Genomic DNA, 24,253 nt, shown 5'->3' with positions numbered 1-24,253 from the left:
TTACTGCTGCCGCTGCGGCAAGACCCAGTCCGGCCGGATGTAATGGCAGGTATAGCCGTGCGGCAAGCGCTGCAGATAATCCTGATGCTCGGGTTCCGCTTCCCAGAACGGGCCGGCCGGCGCCACTTCCGTCACCACCTTGCCGGGCCACAGGCCGGAAGCGTCGACGTCGCGGATGGTGTCTTCGGCCACCCGTTTTTGCTCATCGCTGGTGTAATAGATGGCCGAGCGGTAGCTGCTGCCGCGGTCATTGCCCTGGCGGTCCGGCGTGCTGGGGTCGTGGATCTGGAAGAAGAATTCCAGGATCTTGCGGTAGCTGATGGCGGTCGGGTCGAAAATGACCTCGATGGCTTCCGCATGCGTGCCGTGGTTGCGGTAGGTGGCGTTGGCCACGTCGCCGCCGCTGTAGCCCACGCGCGTGGCGATCACGCCCGGATAACGACGCAGCAAGTCTTGTACGCCCCAGAAGCAGCCGCCGGCCAGGATCGCGGTTTCATTGTCTTGTGCCATGGTGTCTTTCCCGTTCTAGTCAGAAGCAGCTATCTTACTCTGTCGCGCGACTTTCTTCAGCGGGCCAGCAAGCGCTTGAGCTGCGCCGCCTGGTAGGCGCCGATGGCGTCGTTGAACAGGCAGCGGATCAAGGGGTCGTCGACGATGTCCGCTTCCATCAGTTCTTCCCGCGTGGCCGCATCGAATGGCCCGTCGTTGATGCGCATGTACATCGACGTCAGCGATTCGCCCAGCACCAGCGCCGCATGGCATTTCACCAGCGGCACTTCCGTCGTCCAGCCCGGCGCCTCGCCCGTGTCCGGCACGAGGTCGATCAAATCGCCGTGCGTGCGGTAATGCAGGATCGTGGCCGCGCCGTCGTGGCCGTACAGCGACAGCCGCCACACACGCGGGGCCTGGAAATAGCTGTCGTCGGGCAGCTCCATGTCGCGGTAGCGCTCAAGCAAGCCGTTCCGGCAAAAATCGAACACCAGCATCGCATCGGCATCGGCTAAGGGCGCGAAGTGGCGCGCGATGTCCGCCGTGGCGGGCGCAAGCGCCTCGGGGCGGTAGTCGAAATCCACGTCCTGCGGGCCCACGGGAATGACCCAGGGCAGCGGCGCGGCCGGCGCCATGCCCTGCGCGTCGAGCAGCACGGCCATCGACGGGTCGAGGCGGAAGATATGCGCCTGGGGCAGCGCGGCGCCGATTTCCTGCGCAAACTGGCGATAGGTAATCGGGAACATCGCATGGTTGTACCAGGACCAGTCTTCCTGCACGAACTGGCAGGAGCTGGGCACGATGTAACGGGGCGCCAGCGCGCGCAGCTGCGGCACCCAGTCGTCCGGCAGGTCGACCGGGCCAGGCTGCGCCTGCGACGGCGCGATGACGGCGATCTCGCGCATGGTCTGGAATGGCCATAGCACCATGTCCCATGGCGCAAAGGCGGCCAGCTGCGCCAGCGTCTCCGGGCCGATCCAGGAATCGACGACATTGAGCACATTCAAGCCCGCTGCGCGCACCTGGAACAGCGAATCGACATCGTCGTCCAGCGCGCGGCGCGGGATCACCTCGATGGCGCCAACGCGCACCGGCACGTCCACGTGCAGCCGCTGCACGTGGGTAAAACCCAGCGCGCGCAGCATCGCGAACAGTTCGTCGAAGACGCAGTACAGGTAGATGGGCGTGGCGCGGTCCAGCACATCGAGGCTGTCGAGCGAACAGTGGTCGTCGTGGAAGTGCGAGATGAAGACGGCATCCCAGCGCAGCCGGCGCACGGCGTCAAGGTCGAAGCGCACGGGCGGAAACGCGTGGCAGTTGCGGCTGAACGGGTTTTCGACGATGGGGTCGAAGGCGATGGCCGTGCCTTCGCACTCGAAGACATAGCCGGCGTGCAGGATGCGGGAGATTTTCAGGGGCATGGATAAGCTAAATAAACCCAACGGCAAATTCCGGGGTCAGACCCGCCGGGTCTGACCCCAGCTCTTGCTGTTGGGGGTGAAAACAAGCACTAACTTGATGGGAAATGTTTAATACGGATTATTCAGCACATCCATCGCGAAATACGTAAAGATCATGTCCGCGCCCGCGCGCTTGATGGCGCCCAGGGTTTCCTGCACCACGCGGCGCTCGTCGATGGCGCCCGCCTCGGCGGCGAACTTGATCATCGCGTACTCGCCGCTGACCTGGTAGGCGCCGATCGGCAAACGCGTCACTTCGCGCAGGTCGCGGATGATGTCCAGATACGCCCCGGCCGGTTTCACCATCAGCGCGTCGGCGCCTTCGGCTTCGTCGATCAGGGACTCGCGCACCGCTTCGCGGCGGTTCATCGGGTCCATCTGGTACGTCTTGCGGTCACCCTTGAGGGTGCTGCCGGCCGCATCGCGGAACGGGCCGTACAGGCCGGAGGCGAACTTGGTCGAATATGCCATCACGGGCGTGTCGTGGAAACCGGCCGCGTCCAGCGCGCTGCGGATCGCCGCCACCTGGCCGTCCATGGCGGCCGATGGGGCGATGATGTCGGCGCCCGCCTGGGCCGCGATGACGGCCTGCTTGCCCAAATTCAGTACCGTGCTGTCATTGTCGACCGTGTCGCCATGCAGGATGCCGCAATGGCCATGGTCCGTGTATTCGCAGAAGCAGGTGTCGGACATGACCACCATTTCCGGCACGGCATCCTTGATGATGCGCGACATGCGGGCCACCAGGCCGTCCGGGTTCAGGGTGTCCGTGCCGTGGCTATCCTTGTGGTGCGAAATGCCGAAGGTCATGACCGAGCGCAGGCCGGCGCGCGCATAGCGCTCGACTTCCTGCGCCAGCTTCGCTTCGGGAATGCGGCGCACGCCGGGCATGGACTTGATGTCGATGAAATCGCTGCTGCCTTCGTCGACGAAGATCGGCAGGACCAGGTCGCGCGGATTGATCTCGGTTTCACGGAACAGCTCGCGCAGTTGCGGGGTCGCGCGCAGGCGGCGCATGCGCGAAGTGGGGAATTGTGCTGGCATGGGGTGACTGGCTTCAGGTTAACAACGCCGATCAGTATACGCCGATCACGCCGATTGCGCCGGGCTGCCCGGCAAAAAAGCCGCGCAGGTCAAGAAACCCCGCCCTGCGCCGTCATTGCGCGTGCAGCAGGGCCGCCACTTGCCAGCGCATGTCGGCCGCCAGCTGCACCAGCATGGCGCCGCGGCGGCGCGCGTCCGCGCGCTTTTTCGACGGCACCAGCTCCAGCTCCGGCATCCGGCATGGGCCGCATGGCAGGCGGTAATTGCCATCGCCGGTGGGCAGCGCGTGCAGTTCCCGCCACGCCTGGTCGTAGTCGCACGAGATATGGCGGCGCCGGCGCCAGTTCAGCGCGATGCGGTTGGCGTTGCTGACCAGGTCCAGGTGGGCGCAGCCGAAAAAGTCGCCCAGGTCGCGCAAGGCGGCCACCATCAGGTTTTTCGGCCGGCAGCCGTGCAGCGCCCGCGTGGCCTCTTTTACCGCCTGCGCGCCGGCGGGCGAGCGCAAGCCCTGCAAGGCGCCCAGCTGGATGACGGCGCCGCCAGGCTGGGGATGGAACAGGAAACTGGCCAGGTACAGCGGGACGCCATCGCGCGTCAGGCGCAGGCACAGCTCCCCTTCGCGGTGGCTGTCGTGGATGGCCGTCAGTTGCAAGCGGTAGCTGGCGCCATCCTTGCCCTCGATGGCGGCCAGCACCAGCGCGCGGCGCGCCGCGTATTCCACCAGCGGCCGCGCGCCCGCCTGCCACAGGAAGCGGTAATGCCCGCACAGCAGCTCCACCCTCGCCGCGCAGCACAACTGGCGGCTGGCGTAGGGACGATAAATCTTGTACAGCAGGCTGGGATGGGCTTGCGCCAGCGCCGCCAGGCCAGGCGTGCCGGCGATGAACGCTTGCCAGCGCGCGCGCTGCAGGGGAAAGACGATGGCGCCCAGCGCGGCCTTGATACGGTGGCCATGCTGGCGCAGTGGCGCCTGTTGCGGCGCGGCGTTGTCGCCGGTGGCGGTAAAAGTATGCATGAAAACAGCTCTGCGACGGGTCGGAACAGGCAAGCCGCGGCAGGCCGCGGGCAGCCCGGAACAGGCGGCTGCGCGCACGCAGCCGCTCTACGCCGGGTAGAACGGATGATAGGGGGAGGCGAAAATGAAGGGGGTTACAAGTTGGTAATGTCGACTTGGCGTATGGCGCACAAGCACATTACGGCAGGGAGCCGACGGCAGGTTCCCTAAGGTCGCGCTTGAGGCGCCGCAGCAGCCAACGCCGCGCTGGCACTTCCAGCAAGCGGTAGCTGATGCCGCTGACAACGAGCAGGATGGCGGTGAAGATCGCCGCCTTCATCATGTAGTCCGCTATGCCCGTGCCAGGCAACATCAGGCGTAGCGGCTTTTGCAGCAGCATGGCCAGCGGCACATGCAGCAAGTAGATGGCATACGAGCAGTCGCCCAGGAAGGCGGCTGCCTGGCCCTCGAGTATCGCCGGCCGCAGCCTGGCGACAAGCCACACCGTCGCGGGCAGGACGCACATGACGACGAGGCCCAGCGGTATGACATCGCCGGCATCGCCGGCCGCATAAAAAGCGGCAAACACGCCTAGCGCCAGCGCCGCAAAATAGGCCAGTATCCAGGCATGCATGCGGCACTGGAACAACAGCAAGCCACCGGTAAAGCCCAGCAGGCCACGCAGCAAGCCTTCGTGTACATCATCCGACTCATAGCCAGTCAGGTAGCGGTTCATCCAGACGGCGAACCCCCATAGCAGCAGCGCCGAGCACAGGTGCAGCGCGAGCTTCCAACGCAAACCATGCATGCCCATGCGGACGACAAAGAACCAGATCAAATTGATGGACACCTCGACGAAAATTGACCAGCTGGGTCCGTTCAAGGGGAAGGTAGGCCCGTCATCCTGCAGGCAGGGCAGCATCAGCGCATTGGGCACAAAGCATGCGATGTTCGCTGACGTGGCGCCGATGCGGATCTTGACCAGGGTCACGGCAAGGGCCGCCAGTAGCGCGACGGCGTACAGCGGATACAGCCTGGCAAAGCGGTTATACAGAAAGTCGCTGAACGGCATGCCAAGGCGGATGCGCTCTTCATAGCTGTGTGCCATGACCCAGCCGGACAGGATGAAAAAGAAGTCGACCGCCAGGTAGGCGTGCGTGATCTTGAAGCCAAATATGACTGGCAGGTGATACACGGCGACCAGTATCGCGGCCAGGCCACGCAAGCCATCGAGAGAAACGATGCGGCCGCTGAAATGGCCACTCTTCATGCCGGCACCAATCATGCTTACTCCCGATATTCACCTGTCGAACTGGCGCGCCGCGCCAGCAAAGAGAACCAGGCAGATATGGCGATCACTCGATGCGGCCGCAAGACGACGGGCAGGATGCACCGTCCAATGGCGACGCCACAAAAGTGCAAAAATTGTATCATGATGCTTTATTAAAAAGTAAATATGACAACACTTATAGCAAAAAAAACACGGCGACCAGCAAGGCTGGGCTTAGCGGACAATAAAATCGGCCAGCCTGAAACGCAGGCGCAAGCCCGGCGCCGCATCCTCGATCTCCAGGCTGCCGCCATGCAGGGCGGCGATGGCTGCGACGATGGACAGTCCCAGGCCATTGCCGGGCAAATGGCGGCTCTTGTCGAGCCGGTAAAAACGCTGCGTCAGCTTCGGCAGCTCTGCCGTTGGAACGCCGGGGCCATTGTCGCGCACGGCCAGCCAGCTGCCCTGCTCATCGCTGCCGGCCGACACTTCCACCGTGGCGCCCGGCCCCGCATACTTGATGGCGTTGTCGACCAGGCTGGCCAGCGCGCTGCCCAGCAGGTTGCGGTCGCCGCGCGCCGGCACGCCTTCGCCATACATCTGCACCAGCAGCACGCCCTGCTCGTCGGCCGTGGCCTCGTACATTTCCACGATGTCGGCGCCGATCTGCTGCAGGTCGATGTCGTTGAAATTCTCGGGACGCATGCCCGATTCGGCTGCCGCGATCTGCAGCAGCTTGTCGAACACGCGCGTCAGGTCGTCGATGTCGTCGATGGCCGCCTGCGCCGCGCTCTCGTAGCCGGCCACGCCCTGCTGCTGGCGCAGGGCGCCATCGAGCTTGTTGCGGATGCGGCCCAGCGGCGTGCGCAAGTCGTGCGCGATGGCGTTCGACACGTGGCGCACGCCATCCATCAGGTGCTCGATGCGGTCGAGCATGCGGTTGATGTCGCGGCTCAGCAAGCCGAATTCGTCTTCGCTGGAGACGGGAATGCGACGGCTCAGGTCTCCCGCCTCGATTTCCCCCGCCGTGCGGCGGATCTGCCCGATGCGCGCCTCGAGCTGGCGGCGGAACAGCCAGGCGCCCGCCACCACCAGCAGGATGGCGACCCCGCCGCCGTAGGCCAGCGAGCGCAGCACCAGCGAACGGATCGACTTGCCCTCTTCCATGTCGCGCCCGACGAACAGGCGCGCGCCGCCCTCCAGCTCGCGGATCAGCATGCGCGCGGGCACCCTGCGCCCTTCGCGCGTGACGTCGCGGTGCAGCAAGCGGCCCACGGGGCTGCCCACGTCGGGCCAGGACGACAGATTGCCCGCCACGCGGCTGCCATCGGCGCCCACCAGCAGGAAGATTTCCGTGTCGCTGTCGGTGCGGTCGGTCAGCAAATGGGCGATTTCCGCCGTCGTGCGGCTGGCATCGTCCTGCTGGTACAGGGCGGCGAGGCGCTCCGAGAGCAGGGTCAGCTTGCGGTCCACGCTGCGATCGAGCACGCCGATGGTGCCGAAATAGAACACGGCGCAGACGATGCTGATCGACACGACCACCAGCACGCCATAGCCGAGCGCCAGGCGGGCCGCGATCGAGCGGTGCCAGTTACGCACTGTCGATCACGCCCAGGGTGTAGCCGACGCCGCGCACCGTGTGGATCAGCGGCGGCGAAAATTCCTTGTCCACCTTGGTGCGCAAACGGCTCACCTGCACGTCGATGACGTTCGTCTGCGGGTCGAAATGGTAGTCCCACACGGCTTCGAGCAGCATGGCGCGCGTGACGGACTGGCCCTGGTGGCGCATCAGGTATTCCAGCAGGCGAAATTCGCGCGGCTGCAAGGCGATCTGCCGGTTGGCGCGCGTCACGCGCATGGTGCGCATGTCGAGCACCAGATCGGCCACCTGCAGCTGCGTCGATTCGGGTACGGGCGCGGCGCGGCGCAGCAGCGCTTCGATGCGCGCCAGCAGTTCGGCGATGGCGAACGGTTTCGACAAATAATCGTCGCCGCCGCTGCGCAGGCCGCGCACGCGCTCGTCGACGCTGGACAGGGCCGACAGGACCAGCACGGGCGTGTTGCGGCCCATGCCGCGCAGGCGGGCGACGATGGCCAGGCCATCGATCTCGCCAGGCAGCAGGCGGTCGAGCACCAGCGCATCCCAGTCTTCGCCGCAGGCCAGGCGCATGCCATCGATGCCATTGTCGCAGGCGGTGACGTCGTGGCCCGCCTCGCGCAGGCCGGCACAGATATAGCGGGAAGTTTCAGCTTCGTCTTCGATGACCAGGCAGCGCACGGGAGTTCCTTGTAAAAATCAGGGCAGCAGATAGGCGCAGCATACGCCAGCCGCGCGCCACTTGCCAGCCCCGCCGGCGTGCGGCGCGCGATGACAGGGTCGGGTACAATACAGCCTCGACAATTTCTGGCCGCGCCCGCGCGCGCATGTGCGCAGGTTTTATCGGCGCCTCACGGCTTGCCGCGGCCTGCATAGCCACCACTGCCATTAACGAATATCAGGCGCGCCAGGCGCGCGCCACAGACCAATACAGCCATGAAATCGACCCACTCTCTCGCACTGGCGCTGGCCATGGCCATCACCTGCGGCAGCGCCGCCGCCAAAGACACCAAGCAAAGCCTGTTGTTCGATGAAATCCCCATCGGCAGCTGGAGCACGTCCGCCGAATTGGGCGCCATCACCACCTCCGGCAATACGGTCGGCACCTCCGTCACGGGCAAGATCGACGCGCGCCAGGAACTCGATGACTGGAGCAACCAGTACATCTTCAGCGGCTACTTCAAGGAAGACGAAACGACCAACGACGACGGCGAGAAAGTGCGCGAACGCTCGGCCGAGCGCTTTTCCGCCTCCGCCAAGGCCGCCTACAAGCTGATGGCCGACCATGAAAAACTGTTCGTGCTGGCCTCGCACGTGAACGACAAGTTCGGCGCCTACACCAAGTACTCGACCCTGGCCATCGGTCATGGCTCGCGCTGGTACCAGTCGAGCGACAAGAGCATCGACGTGGAAGTCGGTCCAGGCTATTTCAGCGGCACCAATGATGCGGGCGAATCGGAACACGGCCTGACGGTGCGCGGCGCGGCCGCCATGAAGTGGAAAATCAGCCAGTCGGCCATGTTTACGCAAACGGTCAGCGTGGAGCGGGGCACCTCGAACACCCACTCGATCGCCGAAACAGCCCTCAGCACCAAGATCAACGGCACCATGCAGATGAAGGCCGCCTTCAGCGCCCGCAACGACACGCGCGTGCCGGACGACAAGAAGAACACGGATACGCAAACCTCGCTGACGCTGGTCTACTCGTTCTAGACGCGGACCGGCCATGCTGATGCGACGTCTGCGCGTATGCGCCCTCCTGTGCGCCGCAGCGCTGCTGAGCGGCTGCGCCGCCGTCACCGTCAGCGCGATCTCGCCGGCCGACTACCTGCAGCAGCGGCGCGGCGACATCCTCACCACGGGCAAACTCAGTGCTTCGGCCAGCGAAGTGCTGCGCATCATCGGCAGCGACATCACCGCCTGCGAAGCCAATACGGGCAGCTGCCGCGCCGATCTGGCCCGCTCCGAGCTGCTCAGCGACGAGCAGCGCCTGGCCACCCTGTCCGAATTGTGGCTGGAAAGCGCCCTGGCGGAAGAAAAACAGGGCGGCCACCCGAGTGCCGAGCGGCTGGCCGCCTGGCTCGAATCGGCCCGCTATGCGTATGCCTACCTGTTCTACACGACGCGCACGCCGGGCCAGCGCGCCTTCGAGGAGCGCCAGACGCAAATCCGCGACTATTATAATTATGCCGTGCAAAAGGCCGTCGGTAACCTGTTCCGCCACCGCGGCGAATACCGCCCCGACGGCCATGTGATCCGCGTCGCCGGCTGGGAAATCGACAGCGAATTGTCAGCCCTGCGCCTGCCCGAAGACGGCACCCTGCCCGATGAACTGCTGCCGGCCACCTCGCTGTCGTTTTCCGGCCTGCGCAATGTGTACCGGCGCGACGGCTTCGGCGCCGACCTGGTGGCCGTCATGCCCAAGCCCCGGGCGTCGAAAGGCGAGTATGTCCCTTATCAGGAAACCCGTTTCCCCGTCGTTACGGCGCTGATCCGCTTCGACGGCAACAGCCTGCAGGAAGTCCTGGCCACGCAACAGCTGCTGGTGATGCTGGTCGACCCGACGCGCAGCGAATCGACGCGCATGGCGGGACAGGAACTGCCCGTGGCAGCCAATTTCACGGCCGGCTATGGTTTGTGGCTGGCCCGCTCCGGCTTCGGCGTGCAGGCGCTGCGCACCCTGTTCGGCCGTGCCGACGGCATTTCGCGCCCGCAGGTGCACCTGATGCAGCCCTACGACCCGAACAAGCGCACCATCGTCATGCTGCACGGCCTGGCCAGCAGTCCGGAAGCGTGGATCAACGTGGCGAATGAGCTGATGGGCGACGAACAGCTGCGCCGCCGCTATCAGATCTGGCAAGTGTACTACCCGAGCAATGCGCCGCTGGCGGCCAACAACGCCGCCATCCGCCAGGCGCTGAACGCGACGCTGGCACAGTTCGACCCTTCGGCCAGGGCCGATGCCGCGAACGACATGGTCTTGATCGGCCACAGCATGGGCGGCGTGCTGGCGCGCCTGATGGTCTCCGATGCCAGCAATACCCTGCTCGACGCCATAACGGAAGAATACAATTTGAAGGGCAAGAAGGCGGAAAAAGTGCGCGCCGGCCTGGCGCCCTACCTGAATTTCACGGCCATGCCGCAGGTGAACCGCGCCATCTTCATCGCTGCGCCGCACCGCGGCACCTCGTTCGCCAACCACAAGGTGGCGCGCTGGATCGCCAACCTGATCACACTGCCCATCAACATGCTCGACCAGTTGTCCGACGCGGCCGGCAGCCTGGCGCAGCTCGACACGGGCAGCAGCGAACCGCTGCGCATCCCCAACAGCATCGATAACCTCAGCGACAAGGACCCGTTCGTGCGCCTGGTGGCAGACCTGCCCATCAGCCCGAAAGTGCGCTACTACTCCATCATGGGCAACGACACGCCGGACCTGCCATTGGCCGAATCGAGCGACGGCGTGGTCCCCTACGCCAGCGCCCACCTCGATGGCGCCCTGTCGGAAAAAGTCATCCCGTCCTGGCACAGCGTGCAGGAAAGCCCGCAGGCGATCCTGGAGATACGGCGCATCTTGCGCATGCCCGACAGCCTGCCTTAGAGCCTATCCCAGTAGTGAGCGTCTTCTGCTGGGATAGGTTCTTAGGCGCCATCACGCCCGCAAGGCCGCCAGCGCGGCGGCGGCCACGGCCAGCGCCGTCTCCGGCGGCGTGCCGTCTTCCAGATGCCATGCCGCCGACAGACCCGCCCACGCGGCGCCCCACGCCAGCAGCCGCGCCGGATCGAGGCGTGCCGCATCGGCGATCAGCGCCACCTGCCGCTCCAGCCGGCGCGGAAAAGTGGCCAGCGCGGCATCCGGGTTGCACAGGATATTGGCGAAATCAAAACCCCGCTCGCCCACATAGCCTTTCGGATCGATGGCCAGCCAGCCGCGCGCACCGCCATCGAGCACGTTCGCGTGATGCAGATCGCCATGCAGCACCACGCTGTCCTGCGGCGCCGCCAGCAAATCCTGTGCCACGGCATGGCATTCTGATAACACGCCGCCGTAAGCCGAGGCAGCGGCCAGCGCGGCAAAGCAGCCGGACAAGGGAGGCAAAAGTGGAGCGGATGGCCGCGGCGCATGCAGGCGTGCCGCCACGGCGCACAGGATACCGGTGGCGGCCGCATCGCCCGCCTCCCCCGCGCGCGCCAGCGCGGCCAGCGAACGGGAACCCATCGCCCGCTCAAGCAGCAGGACATCCTCCTCCGTGGAGGTGGCCAGCACGCGCACGGCGCCGTCGCCATCCCACCAGCGCAGCACGGCGCCAGCGCGCCGCTCATCGTCGCCGGTCGACAGCTTCAGCATGGCCGGCTGGCCACCGTGCAGCACCGGCAACAGGCATGCGCCATGCGTGTGCACGGGCATGCCATCGGCTTGCAATGACCATTGCCGGAGATGGTCGGCAATGCGGTTCCGGTAATCCATGGGCAATCCTGGGATGAAGGTCAGGACGCTACTATAAGAGACAGGCCGGCGGGTAGCCCGTTCACGCCGGCTCGCGCCACTGGTCCTTGATTTCCAGCATGGCCGGCAGCTGTTCGATGAACAGCGCCAGCAAGCCCGGGTCGAAGTGCGTGCCGCTGTCGCGCTGCATGGTGGCGATGGCTTCGTCGACCGTCCAGGCGCGCTTGTACGGGCGTTCGCTGGTGAGGGCGTCGAAGACGTCGGCGATGGCGACGATGCGGCCTTCGTGGGGGATTTCCTCGCCTTGCAAGCCTTGCGGATAGCCGCTGCCGTCCCATTTCTCGTGGTGCGTCAGGGCGATGGTGCGCGCCATTTTCAACAGGCCGCCCGCGTGCTCGCCGATGATCGCGGCGCCGATTTCCGCGTGGCGGCGCATGACGTTCCATTCGTCCGCATCGAGCTTGCCCGGCTTTTGCAGGATGGCGTCGGGGATGCCGATCTTGCCCACGTCGTGCATGGGCGCCGCGTTGAGCAGGTCTTCCGCCCTGGCCGCGCTGTAGCCGGCCGCCAGCGCCAGCTGGCGCGCGTAATAGCTCATGCGGATGACGTGCATGCCCGTCTCGTTATCCTTGTATTCGGCCGCCTGGCCCAGGGTCTGGATCACCTGCAGGCGCGAGCGGCGCAACTCTTCGGCGTCGACCAGCGACAGATGCGTGCGCACGCGGGCGCGCACGATGGGCGGGCTGACGGGTTTCGTGATGTAGTCGACGGCGCCCGCGTCAAAGCCATCCGCCTCGTCCTTCACGTCGCACAGGGCGGTGACGAAAATGACGGGAATGGACGCGGTGGCCGGCATGGCCTTGAGCTGCCGGCACACTTCATAGCCCGTCATGGCGGGCATCATGATGTCGAGCAGGATCAGTTCGACGGGATTGTGTTGCGCCAGTTCCAGCGCCTTCTCGCCATCCTTGGCATACAGCAGGCGGTAGTCGTCCTGCAAAATCTGGCGCAGCACCTGCAGATTCGTCGCTTCATCGTCAACCAGCAGCAGGATCGGTTTGTCTTCGTGTAAGGTCATCGTTAGCCCAAGGTCAGGAAAGGTCGGCAGGCGCTGGTGCTTCCAGCCATGCCAGCAGCTGGCGCAGCACGCCCGCGGCGCGCGCAAATTCAAAGTCGTCGATGGCGCTGGCCAGCGCCTGCAGGCGCGGCTGCTGGCCGTGCGGCGCCAGCATGGCGGCAATCTGCGCCATCAAGGCGTCGTCCAGCTGCCCGCCTTCCAGGCTGGCGATGGCTTGCCGCAGCAAGGCGCCAGCGGCGGCTGCATCGAGGGGCGCGCTGGCGGCCGGCGCTTCCATGGCGACGGCCGGCATATCCACCTCTTCCAGCTCGCCGGCCAGCGCCATGAAGGCGGCCGCCAGCTGCACCAGCAATTCGGTCACCGGCAACTGGCGCGCGATGGCTTGCTCGATGCGTCCCAGCAGGCTTTCGACCTGCACCAGGCACAGGTTGCCCGCCGCGCCCTTGATACGGTGCAGCAGGTGGCCCGCCACGCTGCTGCCGCCGCGTTCCAGCTCCGCCGCCAGCATGGCGGCGCAGTCGCCATTGGCCTGCACGAAGCGGCCAATGGCCCGTTGCAAGGCTTCGCGACCGCCCCACAGGGCGATGCCGCGCTGCCAGTCCACCTGGCCGGCGGCGGCACGCGCCGTCGCGCCGGCCGCCGGCGGCGGCATGGCCACGGCGATATCGAGCAGGCGGGCGATTTCCGCCGTCAGCTTGTGCATTTCCAGCGGCTTAGAAGCAAAGCCGTTCATGCCGGCCGTCTGCGCGGCGCGCCGGTCCTGTTCCAGCACGCTGGCCGTCAGGGCGATGATGGGCGTCGCTTTCAAGCCCTGCTCGCGCTCGTGCACGCGGATCAGGCGCGTCGCTTCCAGGCCATCCATGCGCGGCATCTGCACATCCATCAGGACGATGTCGAAGCTGCCCTTGCTGAACTCGCGCACGGCGCTCTCGCCATCGCTGGCGGCGATCACCTGGTGGCCGGCCGCGCCCAGGCTGATCAGGAGCAGCTCCACGTTCTGCGGCACGTCGTCGGCCGCCAGGATGCGCAGCGGCGGCAAGGCCACCACGGGCTGCTCGCTGCGGCGCGCCACGGCCTTGCCCGGCGCCAGCGGCAGCAGCACGTGGAACACGCTGCCCACGCCCAGGGTGCTTTCCACGGTGATGGTGCCCCCCATCAGCTCGACCAGCTGCAGCGAAATCGTCGTGCCCAGGCCCGTGCCGCCAAAGCGGCGGCTCATCGAGGAATCGGCTTGCGTAAAGGGGGCGAATATCTTGTCCAGGCGGTCGGCGGGGATGCCGATGCCCGTGTCGTGCACGGCGATATGCACCTGCTCGCCCTGCATGCCGACGGCCACGCGCACATGGCCCACTTCCGTGAACTTGACGGCGTTGCCGATCAGATTCGTCAGCACCTGCTGCACCCGGCGCGCGTCGCCCAGGAAGAACTGGCCCATGCCCGGATCGACATCGACATGCAGCACCAGATCGCGCGCATGCGCCGTGATGCGCAGCGACGCGGCCACATGGTCGACCAGGTCGGGCAGCGAAAAGTCCACCAGTTCCAGTTCGGTGGCGCCTTTTTCCAGCTTGGCCATGTCGAGGATGTCGTTGAGCAGCTCGAGCAGGGAACGGGCGGACTGGCGCACCGTGCCCAGATGGCGGCGCTGCAGGCTGTCCAGGGCGGTCCCCAGCAGCACTTCCGTAAAGCCGATGATGGCGTTCATCGGCGTGCGGATTTCATGGCTCATGTTGGCCAGGAAGCTGGTCTTCGATTCGGCGGCCAGCTCGGCGCGGTCTTTTGCCGCGCGCAGGTTTTCCTGCATGGCGCGCCGCTCGCTGACGTCGGTGGCCAGCTTGACCACCTTGAACGGCTTGCCATCCGTATTGAAGATCGGATTGTACGAAGCCTGTATCCACACTTCCTTGCCATCCTTGCCGATGCGCTTGTACTCGCCCGTATTGAACTGGCCACTGGCCAGCTGCCGCCAGAATGCGATGTAGTCTGGCGAGGTCACATAACCCGGTTCGCAGAAGATGCTGTGGTGCAGGCCCAGCACATCGTCGAGCTGGTAGCCGACCAGGTCGAGGAAGTTCTCGTTGGCCGCCAGGATGCGTCCCTGCAGGTCGAACTCCGCGACGGCAGTCGCGCGCGAGATGGCCGTCACCTTGCCTTCGTATTCGGCGTTGCGCAATTCGCTTTCCGTGATGTCGAGGATGACGCCATCGATCCAGCGCACCACGCCGTCATTATCGAGCACGGGGCCGCTGCTTTCGCGCACCCAGCGCTCGCGCCCGTCGCGGTGGATCATGCGGTAGACGTTCTCGAAGTCGCGCTTTTCTCCGGCCGCCTGCACGCAGGTGTCGTTGACGCGCTGGCGGTCGTCCAGGTGCACGAGGTCGAACAGCCTGACGCGCCCTTCCGCGAAGTCCTGCGGCATCCAGCCTGTCAGGTTGAAAACGGCATCGCTGATGAAGATCATCTTCCATTCAGGCGCGAAGCTGCAGTGGAAGGACACGCCGGGGATGTTGCGGATCAGGGTACGGTACTGGCGCTCGCTGTCCTTCAGCGCCTGCTCCATGCTGCGCGACGAGCGCATGTCCGTGACAAACGCCACGAACAGGGGCTGGCCCGGCGTGTCGATCTTGCCGATCGCCACGCGCATGGGTAGCACGGCGCCATCCTTGTGGCAGCCATCGAGTTCGCGTCCGCTGTCGAGGATGCGCGAGGCGCCCGTTTCCAGGTAGTCGCGCAGATAGCCCTCGTACTCGGCCGCGTCGGACGGCTGCAATAGCACGCTGGCGTCGCGCCCCACGATCTCCGCTTCGCGCCAGCCGAACAGGCTTTCCGCGGCGGGATTGAAGGAGCGCACCTTGCCCTGGCCATCGATGGTGATCAGGCCGTCGGCCGCCGTATCGACAATGGCGCGCAGGCGCGATTCGCTGGCGCTGGCGTGGCGCAGCAGCTGGCGGTAGCGCAGCAAGCCGTTCGCGGCGGCCACGAAGACGGTCAGGGTGACGGTGATCAGGGCCACGGCCAGGGCCACGAACGAGGCCTGTACCGTAATCGTGTTCTCGCCCGCCGTGGGCGTGCCGGAAAAGCGCGCCGCCAGCATGCCCGTGTAATGCATGCCGGAAATGGCTAGCCCCATGACAACACTGCTGACCAGCAACGACGCCAGCGGAGTGAGGCGCAAACGCATGGCGCTCAGGCCAAAGCGTATCCACAGCGCCAGCATGGCCATGACGACAGCCACCACCAGCGACAGGGCGAACAGCCACGGCTCGTAGTGCAGGGTCAGCGAAGTCTGCATGGCGGCCATGCCGCTGTAATGCATGGAACCGATGCCCACGCCGACGAGCACGCCCCCCACCACCAGCTGGCGCCAGTTGATGCTCGGACGCGCCAGCAGGTGCAGCGCCACCCATGAAGCGGCCACGCCGGGCAGCATCGACAGCAAGGTCAGGCTGGGGTCGAAGGAGACGCGCGTGCAGATATCGAAGGCCAGCATGCCGATGAAGTGCATCGACCAGATACCGCCGCCGAGCGCGATGGCGCCCGTGATGATGGCCGTCTGGCGCTGGAAGCCGCGCTCGCTGCTGCGCGCCATGCCGGCGATCTGCAAGGCCATGAACGAGGCAAAGATGGCGATGCCGATGGAAAACAGCACCAGCCACGCATTGTGCGTGCCATAGATGTACTGCATGGTATCGGTCGATACGGCAAAGATGGAACTCAGCATACTGTCGTGAACTAAATAGAGTGAAACGTGACGTCGCAAAACATGACGGCGCACCGCGCGCCGGCGCCACGCTTTTTACTAAAGCGGCAACACAGCGGAAATGACAACGGTAGCAGTCGACCAGGGCAAGGCTCGGTCATCACGCCCGCGCCTGCCGCGCGGGGGAAAGGTGCTTTTTACAGAGTGAAAAAGCGGAATGCGTACGAACTCTGGCGCGGATGGCTGGCCGCCAGCGTGACGATGATTTTTTAAAGAGCCATGAGTATAGTTGCTTTGCGAACATATTCATAGGACTTCAGCAATACAGTTATCAAAAATGATAGTTATTGCGGCGGCGATGCGACACTGGCCCGTCTGCGCCTACGCCTGCGGCCAGCGCGCGCGAATGGCCGCGGATTCCTGGCTGATCGGTCCAGCCGTCTCGCTGACAGGGATACCGGCCAGTCTACAGCGGCGGCTCAGTTCCTCCTTGATCTGGCACAGCGTCCAGCGCTGCGGCACGGGCAAGTTCAGGCCCACCACGCGGATCAGCGGATAGTCCGCGAGAGTCGTGTAGAGCAGCAGCTCCACGCGCGCCAGCGGTGCCGGGGTCCGATAGACCTGCAATGCGCCCCCATACGTGACCACGTCCAGCCGCTGCAGCTGCGACAAGTCCAGCTGCACGCTTTTATCCCAGCCGGGCAGGCGCCGCGCATGGCGCCGCAGCAGCAGGCCAGTGTCGTCGAGTTCCACATGAAAGAGCAAAGCGCGTCCCGGAAACAGCACCAGGCCCGCGATCCAGGCGGCCAGCGCCAGCGGACAGAACAACACTGCCTCACCCGCGTACGGCACGTCGCGCCAGACGGCTTGCAGGACAAAGGCAAGGATCAGCGCGCAGCCGCCCAGCAGCACGCTGCGCCACAGCACGGGACGCAGATTGGCCATCATCGCCGCATGCGAGCTTGCATCGTCGGCCGGCGAAAAACGGATCCATTCGGCGCGCGCCGGCTTCAGCGTGGGTCTCAGCTCCCCGCTCAAGCGTTGGGTGCCAGCATGCCGCGGAACCACGCCAGTTGCTCGCGCGTCAGGTAATTGGCGCCATCGCCATGCAGGAGGACGATCTCGATCTCGGGCGGAATCGAGGCGATCAGCTGCGCGCCCGTCACGGGAATCTTGGGAAAGTTGATGCCAGCCAGGAAGGCCAGGTCTTCCGCCACCGTCACGCACTGGCGCTCGGGATTGGGCGATGGCACGAGGAACAGGTCGATCTGTTCGCTTTGTCCGCCGATGACGACGTGTAATTGCGCGGTCAGCAGTTCGGGCAGGATCAGCTCGATATTATTCTCGGCGCGCGATTGCTGGAAAGCGCTTTTCAGGGGCGTGAGGACAGGTGTGGCGGACATGGGAACAGTCAAAAATGGGGACGGCGGCAGTGTAGCAGAGGCGCCCGCCCGGGACGCGCTCTGCTGGCGCAACGGCTACATCTTGTAGTTCAAGGACAGCAGCACGCTGCGCGGCGCGCCGTAGCGTTCCAGCCCGCCCGACCATGAATAGCCGAGTCCCTGGTAGTAGCGGCGGTCGAGCACGTTGTCGACATTCACGCGCAGCTGCAGCTGCTCACTGATCCGGTAGCCGGCCGTCAGCCCGACGATGGCGTAAGCGCCCTGCCGCGTATCGAAGCCCGTTTCGCGGCGGTAGATCTTGTCCTGCGCGTAGACGGAGGCGCCCAGGTTCCATTTCGCCAGGCTGCCGCTCAGCTGCACATTCGTGTACAGCTTGAACAATTGCTTCGGCTCATCCGTGGCGATGCGCTGGCCGATGTTGGCCGCTACGCTGTCCTTGGTGTACTTGGCCAGTACATAGGTGTAGCCACCCGCGATCTGCCAGCCCGGCAATGGCGAGCCCGACAATTGCAAGTCGATGCCTTCGCTCTGCACCTGCCCGGCCGCGCGGGCGCAATAGATGGCGCCGCCCGTGGGGCAATTGACCTCGTCGGCCATGGCGCGGTTGTTTTGCCTGATGCGGAACAAGGCGCCGCTGGCATTGAGCCTGCCGCCAAAATATTCTCCCTTGACGCCCGCTTCCAGGTTGGTGCCGCTCAGTGGCGGCAAGGTATTGCCGCGCACATCGAGCTCGCTTTGCGGCTGGAAGATCTGCGTGGCGCTCGCATACACGGAATGGTGCTGGTCCAGGTCGTAGACGAGGCCCGCGTACGGCGTGAATTTCGCGTTTTCCGTCAGGCTGCGGCGCCAGGCCGGATTGGTGGCATACCAGCCCGTGACATCCTGCGCATACCAGCCGAAGCGCCCGCCCAGCACCAGGCGCAGCGGATCGGCCAGGCTGAAGTTACCGGCCGCATACAGGCCCTTCTCGTCCGTCTTGCGGCCCCAGTTATATGGCTCGAACGGCGCGCCGTTCATGCGGTAGGCGCGCGGATTCCAGTGGCGGATATCGATCACGCGCTTCCCGGCGCCTTCCCAGCTCTGGCCCGCGTCCGAATCGTCATGGCGGTAGCTGGCGCCCACGATCAGGTCATGCCGGCGGCCGAACCAGGTGACGGGGCCGCTCAAGCGCCAGTCGGCCACCACTTGTTCCGTGTTGTACTTCCAGCCCGTTTCCGACTGTTCCAGCAGATACGTTTCGCCATCGACGCGGCTGTTGGTGGTGTTGCGCGTGCTCGACGAGGCATCGATGCGCGTGATGGCGAAGCGGCTGCGCCAGCCCTTGTCCAGCTTCGTTTCCAGGTCGGCGAAAACGACGTTGTTGTCGCGCTTCTGGAAGGAATCGGCATTATTCAGGAAGGTCGAGCGGGGCAAGTCCATGTGACGGCCATCGGGCAAGGTCGGCAAGCCGACGAACACGCCGTCGGTGCGGCTGTGCTGGCGCGAAAACCCGATGCCGGCCGTGGTCGACGGCGTCAGATCCACCTCGACGATCGCATACACGGTGCCGTTGGTATTGTTGACGACGTCAACAAAACTGTCGCTGTCGCGCCAGCTGGCCGCGACACGCCCCCGCACGCTGCCCGAAGCGTTCAGGGCATTGCTGGCGTCCACCGTCAATTGCCGGTCCTTCCAGCTGCCCAGGTGGGCCGAGGCGTTCAGCAAGGGCGTGGCCGTGGGACGCTTGCGCACCATGTTGATGCTGCCCGACGGTGCGCCCGCCCCTTCCATCAGGCCGGTGGCGCCGCGCACCACTTCCACCCGGTCGTACATCAGCATGTCGGCGGAAACGTTGCGCTCATTAAAACCCGTGACATCGAGCGGCAAGCCATCGACATTGACGTGGCTCAAGGCAAAGCCCCGGGCGAAATACGTGGTTTCCTGGTCGGACACGCCCTGCGTCTTGCCATACAGGCCGGGCGTGGCGCGCGCCACGTCCTGCAAGGTGGTCAGATCGAAATCTTCCATTTGCTGGCGCGAAATGACGCTGACCGTTTGCGGCGTGTGGCGCTGCGACAGGTTCAGGCCCGTGGCCGTCGACATATTGCGCGCCGTATATAAGCCCGTGCCTTCCGTGGCGCGGTCCGCCTCGGCGCTGACGACCACGGCGGGCATGCTGGCCAGGCCGCCATCGGCCGTGCTGGTATTGATTTTACGCAAGAGGTAATTGCCATTGCCACCGTCCGTCACTTCGAGGCCGCTGCCTTGCAGCAGTTTCTGCAGGCCGGCAGAAATGCCATGGCGCCCTTGCAAGCCTGGCGTCACCAGGCCGTCGAGCGCCACGCCCTGGGTGGACAGGTTGACGCCGGCGGCGATGGCAAACGATGCCAGCGCGCTGCGCAGGCTGCCGGCGGGAATGCTGTAGTCGCGCACGCTGGCGGCCGGGCCGGACTCGGCGGCCAGCGCCGCTTGCGGCAAACCGGTGCCACCGGCGCCCACGGCGAGGAGCAGGACCAGCGCGGCGCGCACGGCGCCGGTGGTGGGATGGAGCGTCATTCGTGCTGCGGTAATGCGGTGCTGCAAAGCCATGTGGACCCTTTCGATGGTTCGGATTGTTCGTTCTCTACCTTGTATGACGAAGCAATCCGGAAAAAGGGACAGGCAAAAAGTAAATTGGGGCATGTCGGCTTACGCCCTGCGGGCTAAGCCGACTTACCATACCCGACAGCCGTAGGTGGGCTTAGTGTGGCAAGGCCACGCGTAAGCCGACAATCTCAAGCCGCCTCGACACTGATCCAGTAGCGCGTGCGGCGCGCCAGCCGGATCGGCAAGGAACGCTGCAGCAAGAGCAGGATGTTGTCCGGGTCGTTCAACTGGAAGATGCCGTCCACGGGCATGGCCGCCAGCGCGGGATCGCAGCGCAGCACGCCATAGCGGTAGCGCGCCACCTGTTCGAGCACCTCGCCCAGCGGCATGCGCTCGGCGATCAGCACGCCCTGCAGCCAGCCGGCAGCGCGCGGCGCCAGCGGCGTCAAGGCAGAAACGGCACGGTCGTCGAAACTGCCCTGCCGGCCCGCATCGATCCTGCGCAAGGCGTCGGGAGCGTCCCTTGGCTGTATCTCGACGGCGCCTTCGCTGACGCTCACCTCGGTGCGCGGCGCCAGCACGCTGCCAGCGTGGCGCACGCTGAAATGCGTGCCCAGCGCGCGCACGGCGCCATTGCTGCTGCGCACGAGGAAGGGGCGCGCCGGCACGGCCCCGTCGTGCGCCGTGCCGACATGGATTTCCCCTGCATGCAGCACGAGCAGCCGCGCCGCGCCGTCAAAATGCACATCGATGGCCGTGTCCGTGTTAAGCGCCAGTCGCGTGCCGTCAGGTAAGGTCATGTGGCGGATTTCCCCCCTCGCCGTGCGGATGGCGGCGCGCCACGCCTGCCACGGCGCCGACTGGCTGGCCAGCCACAGCGCCGGCCCGGCCGCGATCAGCCCGGCCAGGCCGTAGAGCACGGCACGCCGGTGCGGCGATTGCGGCGCCGCGTCCGCCGTCTGGCGCAGCGCGGGCGGCACGCTGGCCAGGGTGCTGCACACGAGTTCGGCACGCTGCCAGGCCGCTTCGTGCGCGGGATCGCTGGCGCGCCAGGCCTGGAACGCTTGCTGCTCGCCTGGAGTCAAGGCGCCCCCGTGCAGGCGCACCAGCCATTGCGCCGCCGCCCGCGCGGCGCGGGGATCGATGGCAGCCGTGCTGGCGCTCACAGGATCAGCAGGATGCAGCGCTCAAACGCCTGCACCATGTAGCGCTTGATGCTGCGCTCGCTCACGGCCAGGCGCCGCGCGATTTCCCCATACGCGAGACCATCGACATGCGCCAGCAGGAAGGCGCTGCGCACCGGCGGCGGCAAGCCGTCGAGCATGGCATCGATGCGCTGCAGGGCTTCGCGCACCAGCAAACGCTCTTCCGGCGACTGCATCAGCAGATCGGGCTGCTGCGCCAGGGTTTCCAGCCAGGCTTGTTCCAGCGACAGGCGCCGGTAATGGTCGATCAGCAGGCGCTGCGCCACGGTCGTCAGGTAGGCGCGCGGCTCGTGCAAGGTTTGCCGGCCCTCAGGCGGCGCCGTCAGCAGGCGCACGAAGGTATCCTGCGCCAGGTCGGCCGCATGATCAGCGCACTGCAGCTTGGCGCGCAGCCAGCGCATCAGCCAGCCGTGGTGGCTGCTGTAGATGCCGGCTATCGACTCGCTGGACTGCGCAATGTTCACTAGGGACTCCGATGCGCACAAGGCAAGGCGCGGCCAATTGATAATAATTCTCATTATCACAAATCATTGCCTCCGCCGTCAATGCCGGCGCCTGCCTATCCGTGGAAACTGTTGTTTCAACGCGGCCGCAATCCTCTAGCGCTTGATGTACAGGCTCTTCATCACCATGCCGCCGCGCATTTTCTTCGCGCCCGGCGCCAGCCCTGCAGGACAAGCGCCCTGGAACACGGCTGCCAGTTCCGTGTGCTGCACTTCGTTCTTGCCATTGACTTGCACGGTGGTGTCGGCGCTCAGGGTATATGCCTTGGCCAGGTCACCCTTGAAGGCACCAGCCAGCCTGGCGTCCGGGCAGCCAGCCTCGAATTGATAACTGTCGCCCTGGCGGCTTTGCGACTCGATCTTGCATTCCTGCTCGAAACCGGACCACAGATCGTCGTCGATCAGGCGGTCGCGCGGCTGGTCAACGCAGATTTCCCAGGAAAATGGCGAGGTGGCGGGCGTCACCTTCCACAGCCCCGTGGCGCGCTGCAAGCGCTGCACCGGCTCGCCCGCCGAGGCGAACGTGGCCGCGCACAGGGGAAGGATGGTCATCAGAAACAAGGTCGCGCGGCGCTTCATGGGCATGCTCTTTCGGCTAAAAACTTGAATATAGCAAAGAGAAATGCCCGCAGGCCACACGCTTAGCCGTGCATGACGGCCGCGTGGATTTACGCCGGATAGGTTTCCCCGGGCTTTGCGGCCAGCACGAAGGGGATGGCAAACGGCCCCAAAAAGGTCACCAGGACGGCCCGGACGGCCGTTGTCCTGATCTGGCGGCGCTTGGCAATGAACATGCAGGCAAAGGCCGACAAAGACCAGATCAAGGCAGGCAAGTATGCAGTCATCATGAACTCCGGATGCGCCTTGGAAGGCAGGAAAACCATGCTGACACGGAAATGTGGCCACGGCAATGGCTGATTGGGCATCTGCCATTGCGGTGGACGGCCAAGCGCCCCTCTTTCAGCCATTCTTAAGGCGGCGGGCGGCGGCCGGCCAGCGATGTGGTCAATAATACACGGTCAGTGCTGGCCGATCTTCATGATTTTCAGCGCGTTCGTGCCGCCGACCTTGCCCATCGGCTCGCCCCAGGTCAGCACGACGGTGTCGCCCTTGGCCACGACCTTATGCTCCACCAGCAAGTCTTCCGCCTGCTGCAAGACCTTGTCGCGGTCCGTGCCGGACGTCAGTTCCAGGGTGCTGACGTTGCGGTACAGGGCCAGCTTGCGGCGCGTGCCCACGCTCGGGGTCAGGGCCACGATCGGGATGTCGATATTGCAACGGCTCATCCACAGGGCTGTGGAGCCCGATTCCGTCAGGGTGGCAATCGCCTTCACGCGAAGGTGATGGGCCGTAAACAGCGCGCCATAAGCGATCGACTGGTCGATGCGCGAGAACGTGGCGTTGAGGAAATCGGCGTCCAGCTTGCAGGTGTCCCATTTCTCCGCGTCCAGGCAGATGGCGGCCATCGCTTCCACCGTTTCGATCGGATAACGGCCCGAGGCCGTTTCCGCCGACGTCATGACGGCATCCGTGCCGTCCAGTACGGCATTCGCCACGTCCGACACTTCCGCGCGGGTCGGCACGGCGTTGACGATCATCGATTCCATCATCTGCGTGGCCGTGATGGCCAGCTTGTTCGAGGCGCGCGCCATCTTGATCATGCGCTTTTGCAAGGCCGGTACGGCCGCGTTGCCCACTTCCACGGCCAGGTCGCCACGGGCCACCATGATGCCGTCGGACGCGTCGAGAATTTCTTGCAGCGCAGGAATGGCTTCTGCGCGCTCAATCTTGGCGATCATCATCGGCTTGTGGTCCCACGCTTCGCCGGCGATATTGGCCAGCTGGCGCGCCATGACCATGTCGGTGGCGTTTTTCGGGAAGGACACAGCCACGTAATCGGCCTGGAAGCTCATCGCCGTTTTCACGTCTTCCATGTCTTTCGCCGTCAGGGCCGGAGCGGACAGGCCCCCGCCCTGGCGGTTGATGCCCTTGTTGTTCGACAATTCGCCGCCGATCTTGACGGTAGTGTGGATTTCGCTGCCGACGACCTTATCCACCGTCAGCACGATGAGACCGTCATTCAGCAACAGCACGTCGGCCGTGCGCAAATCGCGCGGCAATTCCTTGTAGTCGAGGCCGCAGCGCTCGATGTTGCCCAGTTCGCCGTTTTCACCCCATTTCGCGTCGAGGATGAACTTGGCGCCGTTTTCCAGGAAAATCTTGCCTTCTTCAAACTTGCCAACGCGAATCTTCGGGCCTTGCAAGTCAGCCATGATGGCCACTTCGCGGCCGCACAGGGCTGCCGCTTCGCGCACCATGCGGGCGCGGTCGATATGGTCTTGCGCCTTGCCATGCGAAAAGTTCAGGCGCACGACGTCGACGCCGGCCTTGAACATGCGGACCAGGGTATCGATATCGTTGGAAGCGGGGCCGATGGTGGAAACGATCTTGGTGGCGCGTTGCTGTACTTGCATGGTCATGGTGTGCTGCTTTCTATA

General features: G+C 65.2%; 20 protein-coding genes. 2 read left to right on the top strand and 18 right to left on the bottom strand.

Features of this window, described 5'->3' with window-relative positions; genetic code table 11:
- The 7 genes from msrA to IGS58_RS11590 all read right to left on the bottom strand — a co-directional run bounded on the left by msrA (position 1) and on the right by IGS58_RS11590 (position 7,535).
- Complete coding sequence (msrA, locus tag IGS58_RS11620) at positions 1 to 510, bottom strand: peptide-methionine (S)-S-oxide reductase MsrA (RefSeq protein WP_070257025.1); 510 nt, start codon at positions 508 to 510, stop codon at positions 1 to 3.
- Positions 511 to 566: 56 nt separating this feature from the next.
- The gene (locus IGS58_RS11615; protein WP_230521447.1) at positions 567 to 1,910 is read right to left on the bottom strand and encodes an MBL fold metallo-hydrolase; all 1,344 of its coding nucleotides are present in this window, start codon (positions 1,908 to 1,910) and stop codon (positions 567 to 569) included.
- Positions 1,911 to 2,018: 108 nt separating this feature from the next.
- Positions 2,019 to 2,993, bottom strand: coding sequence for a porphobilinogen synthase (hemB, locus tag IGS58_RS11610; RefSeq protein WP_034785799.1), 975 nt, complete (start codon positions 2,991 to 2,993; stop codon positions 2,019 to 2,021).
- A gap of 112 nt (positions 2,994 to 3,105) precedes the next feature.
- Entirely contained in the window at positions 3,106 to 4,008 is a 903-nt protein-coding gene (locus IGS58_RS11605) for a VirK/YbjX family protein (protein WP_230521446.1), read from the bottom strand.
- A 178-nt stretch (positions 4,009 to 4,186) separates the two neighbouring features.
- The gene (locus tag IGS58_RS11600; protein WP_230521445.1) at positions 4,187 to 5,272 is read right to left on the bottom strand and encodes an acyltransferase family protein; all 1,086 of its coding nucleotides are present in this window, start codon (positions 5,270 to 5,272) and stop codon (positions 4,187 to 4,189) included.
- A 219-nt stretch (positions 5,273 to 5,491) separates the two neighbouring features.
- Complete coding sequence (locus IGS58_RS11595; protein WP_230521444.1) at positions 5,492 to 6,856, bottom strand: sensor histidine kinase; 1,365 nt, start codon at positions 6,854 to 6,856, stop codon at positions 5,492 to 5,494.
- Positions 6,849 to 7,535, bottom strand: coding sequence for a winged helix-turn-helix domain-containing protein (locus IGS58_RS11590; RefSeq protein ID WP_034785794.1), 687 nt, complete (start codon positions 7,533 to 7,535; stop codon positions 6,849 to 6,851). The genes IGS58_RS11595 and IGS58_RS11590 overlap by 8 nt, the downstream gene beginning before the upstream one ends.
- Positions 7,536 to 7,790: 255 nt before the next feature.
- On the opposite strand from IGS58_RS11590, the gene IGS58_RS11585 reads away from it, so the two are divergent.
- Both IGS58_RS11585 and IGS58_RS11580 read left to right on the top strand, forming a co-directional pair.
- Complete coding sequence (locus IGS58_RS11585) at positions 7,791 to 8,567, top strand: DUF481 domain-containing protein (protein WP_034785793.1); 777 nt, start codon at positions 7,791 to 7,793, stop codon at positions 8,565 to 8,567.
- Positions 8,568 to 8,580: 13 nt separating this feature from the next.
- Complete coding sequence (locus IGS58_RS11580; protein WP_230521443.1) at positions 8,581 to 10,455, top strand: esterase/lipase family protein; 1,875 nt, start codon at positions 8,581 to 8,583, stop codon at positions 10,453 to 10,455.
- Positions 10,456 to 10,506: 51 nt separating this feature from the next.
- Here IGS58_RS11580 and IGS58_RS11575 read toward each other — a convergent pair whose 3' ends face one another.
- The 11 genes from IGS58_RS11575 to pyk all read right to left on the bottom strand — a co-directional run bounded on the left by IGS58_RS11575 (position 10,507) and on the right by pyk (position 24,235).
- On the bottom strand, positions 10,507 to 11,322 hold the full coding sequence (locus IGS58_RS11575; protein ID WP_115057512.1) for an aminoglycoside phosphotransferase family protein: 816 nt from the start codon (positions 11,320 to 11,322) through the stop codon (positions 10,507 to 10,509).
- A gap of 61 nt (positions 11,323 to 11,383) precedes the next feature.
- On the bottom strand, positions 11,384 to 12,379 hold the full coding sequence (locus IGS58_RS11570) for a response regulator (protein WP_230521442.1): 996 nt from the start codon (positions 12,377 to 12,379) through the stop codon (positions 11,384 to 11,386).
- Positions 12,380 to 12,392: 13 nt separating this feature from the next.
- Complete coding sequence (locus IGS58_RS11565; RefSeq protein WP_230521441.1) at positions 12,393 to 16,100, bottom strand: PAS domain S-box protein; 3,708 nt, start codon at positions 16,098 to 16,100, stop codon at positions 12,393 to 12,395.
- Positions 16,101 to 16,460: 360 nt separating this feature from the next.
- The gene (locus tag IGS58_RS11560) at positions 16,461 to 17,117 is read right to left on the bottom strand and encodes a hypothetical protein (protein ID WP_230521440.1); all 657 of its coding nucleotides are present in this window, start codon (positions 17,115 to 17,117) and stop codon (positions 16,461 to 16,463) included.
- The gene (locus IGS58_RS11555) at positions 17,114 to 17,482 is read right to left on the bottom strand and encodes a hypothetical protein (RefSeq protein ID WP_230521439.1); all 369 of its coding nucleotides are present in this window, start codon (positions 17,480 to 17,482) and stop codon (positions 17,114 to 17,116) included. The genes IGS58_RS11560 and IGS58_RS11555 overlap by 4 nt, the downstream gene beginning before the upstream one ends.
- A 75-nt stretch (positions 17,483 to 17,557) precedes the next feature.
- Entirely contained in the window at positions 17,558 to 20,017 is a 2,460-nt protein-coding gene (locus IGS58_RS11550) for a TonB-dependent siderophore receptor (protein WP_230521438.1), read from the bottom strand.
- Between the two features lie 218 nt (positions 20,018 to 20,235).
- A complete protein-coding gene (locus IGS58_RS11545) occupies positions 20,236 to 21,213 on the bottom strand; it encodes a FecR domain-containing protein (RefSeq protein WP_230521437.1) in 978 nt (325 codons plus the stop codon).
- The gene (locus tag IGS58_RS11540; RefSeq protein WP_034788871.1) at positions 21,210 to 21,716 is read right to left on the bottom strand and encodes a sigma-70 family RNA polymerase sigma factor; all 507 of its coding nucleotides are present in this window, start codon (positions 21,714 to 21,716) and stop codon (positions 21,210 to 21,212) included. The genes IGS58_RS11545 and IGS58_RS11540 overlap by 4 nt, the downstream gene beginning before the upstream one ends.
- Positions 21,717 to 21,851: 135 nt before the next feature.
- Complete coding sequence (locus IGS58_RS11535; RefSeq protein ID WP_230521436.1) at positions 21,852 to 22,334, bottom strand: DUF3617 family protein; 483 nt, start codon at positions 22,332 to 22,334, stop codon at positions 21,852 to 21,854.
- Between the two features lie 89 nt (positions 22,335 to 22,423).
- A complete protein-coding gene (locus tag IGS58_RS11530) occupies positions 22,424 to 22,681 on the bottom strand; it encodes a hypothetical protein (protein ID WP_230521435.1) in 258 nt (85 codons plus the stop codon).
- A gap of 93 nt (positions 22,682 to 22,774) precedes the next feature.
- A complete protein-coding gene (pyk, locus tag IGS58_RS11525) occupies positions 22,775 to 24,235 on the bottom strand; it encodes a pyruvate kinase (RefSeq protein WP_080698726.1) in 1,461 nt (486 codons plus the stop codon).
- Positions 24,236 to 24,253 lie beyond the last annotated feature (18 nt).

Origin of the sequence: Janthinobacterium sp. EB271-G4-7A, from assembly GCF_020858075.1 — a bacterium.
GTDB classification, from domain to species: domain Bacteria; phylum Pseudomonadota; class Gammaproteobacteria; order Burkholderiales; family Burkholderiaceae_D; genus Janthinobacterium; species Janthinobacterium lividum.
Note: the sequence above shows the minus strand (reverse complement) of the source record. Positions and strands in the feature narration are given on the sequence as shown.

What these genes read in the sequence shown, in the direction of transcription:
- msrA (WP_070257025.1), bottom strand. Translation starts at nt 510, where the DNA reads ATGGCACAAGACAATGAAACCGCGATCCTGGCCGGCGGCTGCTTCTGG.
- IGS58_RS11615 (WP_230521447.1), bottom strand. Translation starts at nt 1,910, where the DNA reads ATGCCCCTGAAAATCTCCCGCATCCTGCACGCCGGCTATGTCTTCGAG.
- hemB (WP_034785799.1), bottom strand. Translation starts at nt 2,993, where the DNA reads ATGCCAGCACAATTCCCCACTTCGCGCATGCGCCGCCTGCGCGCGACC.
- IGS58_RS11605 (WP_230521446.1), bottom strand. Translation starts at nt 4,008, where the DNA reads ATGCATACTTTTACCGCCACCGGCGACAACGCCGCGCCGCAACAGGCG.
- IGS58_RS11600 (WP_230521445.1), bottom strand. Translation starts at nt 5,272, where the DNA reads ATGATTGGTGCCGGCATGAAGAGTGGCCATTTCAGCGGCCGCATCGTT.
- IGS58_RS11585 (WP_034785793.1), top strand. Translation starts at nt 7,791, where the DNA reads ATGAAATCGACCCACTCTCTCGCACTGGCGCTGGCCATGGCCATCACC.
- IGS58_RS11580 (WP_230521443.1), top strand. Translation starts at nt 8,581, where the DNA reads ATGCTGATGCGACGTCTGCGCGTATGCGCCCTCCTGTGCGCCGCAGCG.
- IGS58_RS11575 (WP_115057512.1), bottom strand. Translation starts at nt 11,322, where the DNA reads ATGGATTACCGGAACCGCATTGCCGACCATCTCCGGCAATGGTCATTG.
- IGS58_RS11570 (WP_230521442.1), bottom strand. Translation starts at nt 12,379, where the DNA reads ATGACCTTACACGAAGACAAACCGATCCTGCTGCTGGTTGACGATGAA.
- IGS58_RS11565 (WP_230521441.1), bottom strand. Translation starts at nt 16,100, where the DNA reads ATGCTGAGTTCCATCTTTGCCGTATCGACCGATACCATGCAGTACATC.
- IGS58_RS11555 (WP_230521439.1), bottom strand. Translation starts at nt 17,482, where the DNA reads ATGTCCGCCACACCTGTCCTCACGCCCCTGAAAAGCGCTTTCCAGCAA.
- IGS58_RS11550 (WP_230521438.1), bottom strand. Translation starts at nt 20,017, where the DNA reads ATGACGCTCCATCCCACCACCGGCGCCGTGCGCGCCGCGCTGGTCCTG.
- IGS58_RS11535 (WP_230521436.1), bottom strand. Translation starts at nt 22,334, where the DNA reads ATGAAGCGCCGCGCGACCTTGTTTCTGATGACCATCCTTCCCCTGTGC.
- IGS58_RS11530 (WP_230521435.1), bottom strand. Translation starts at nt 22,681, where the DNA reads ATGCCCAATCAGCCATTGCCGTGGCCACATTTCCGTGTCAGCATGGTT.
- pyk (WP_080698726.1), bottom strand. Translation starts at nt 24,235, where the DNA reads ATGACCATGCAAGTACAGCAACGCGCCACCAAGATCGTTTCCACCATC.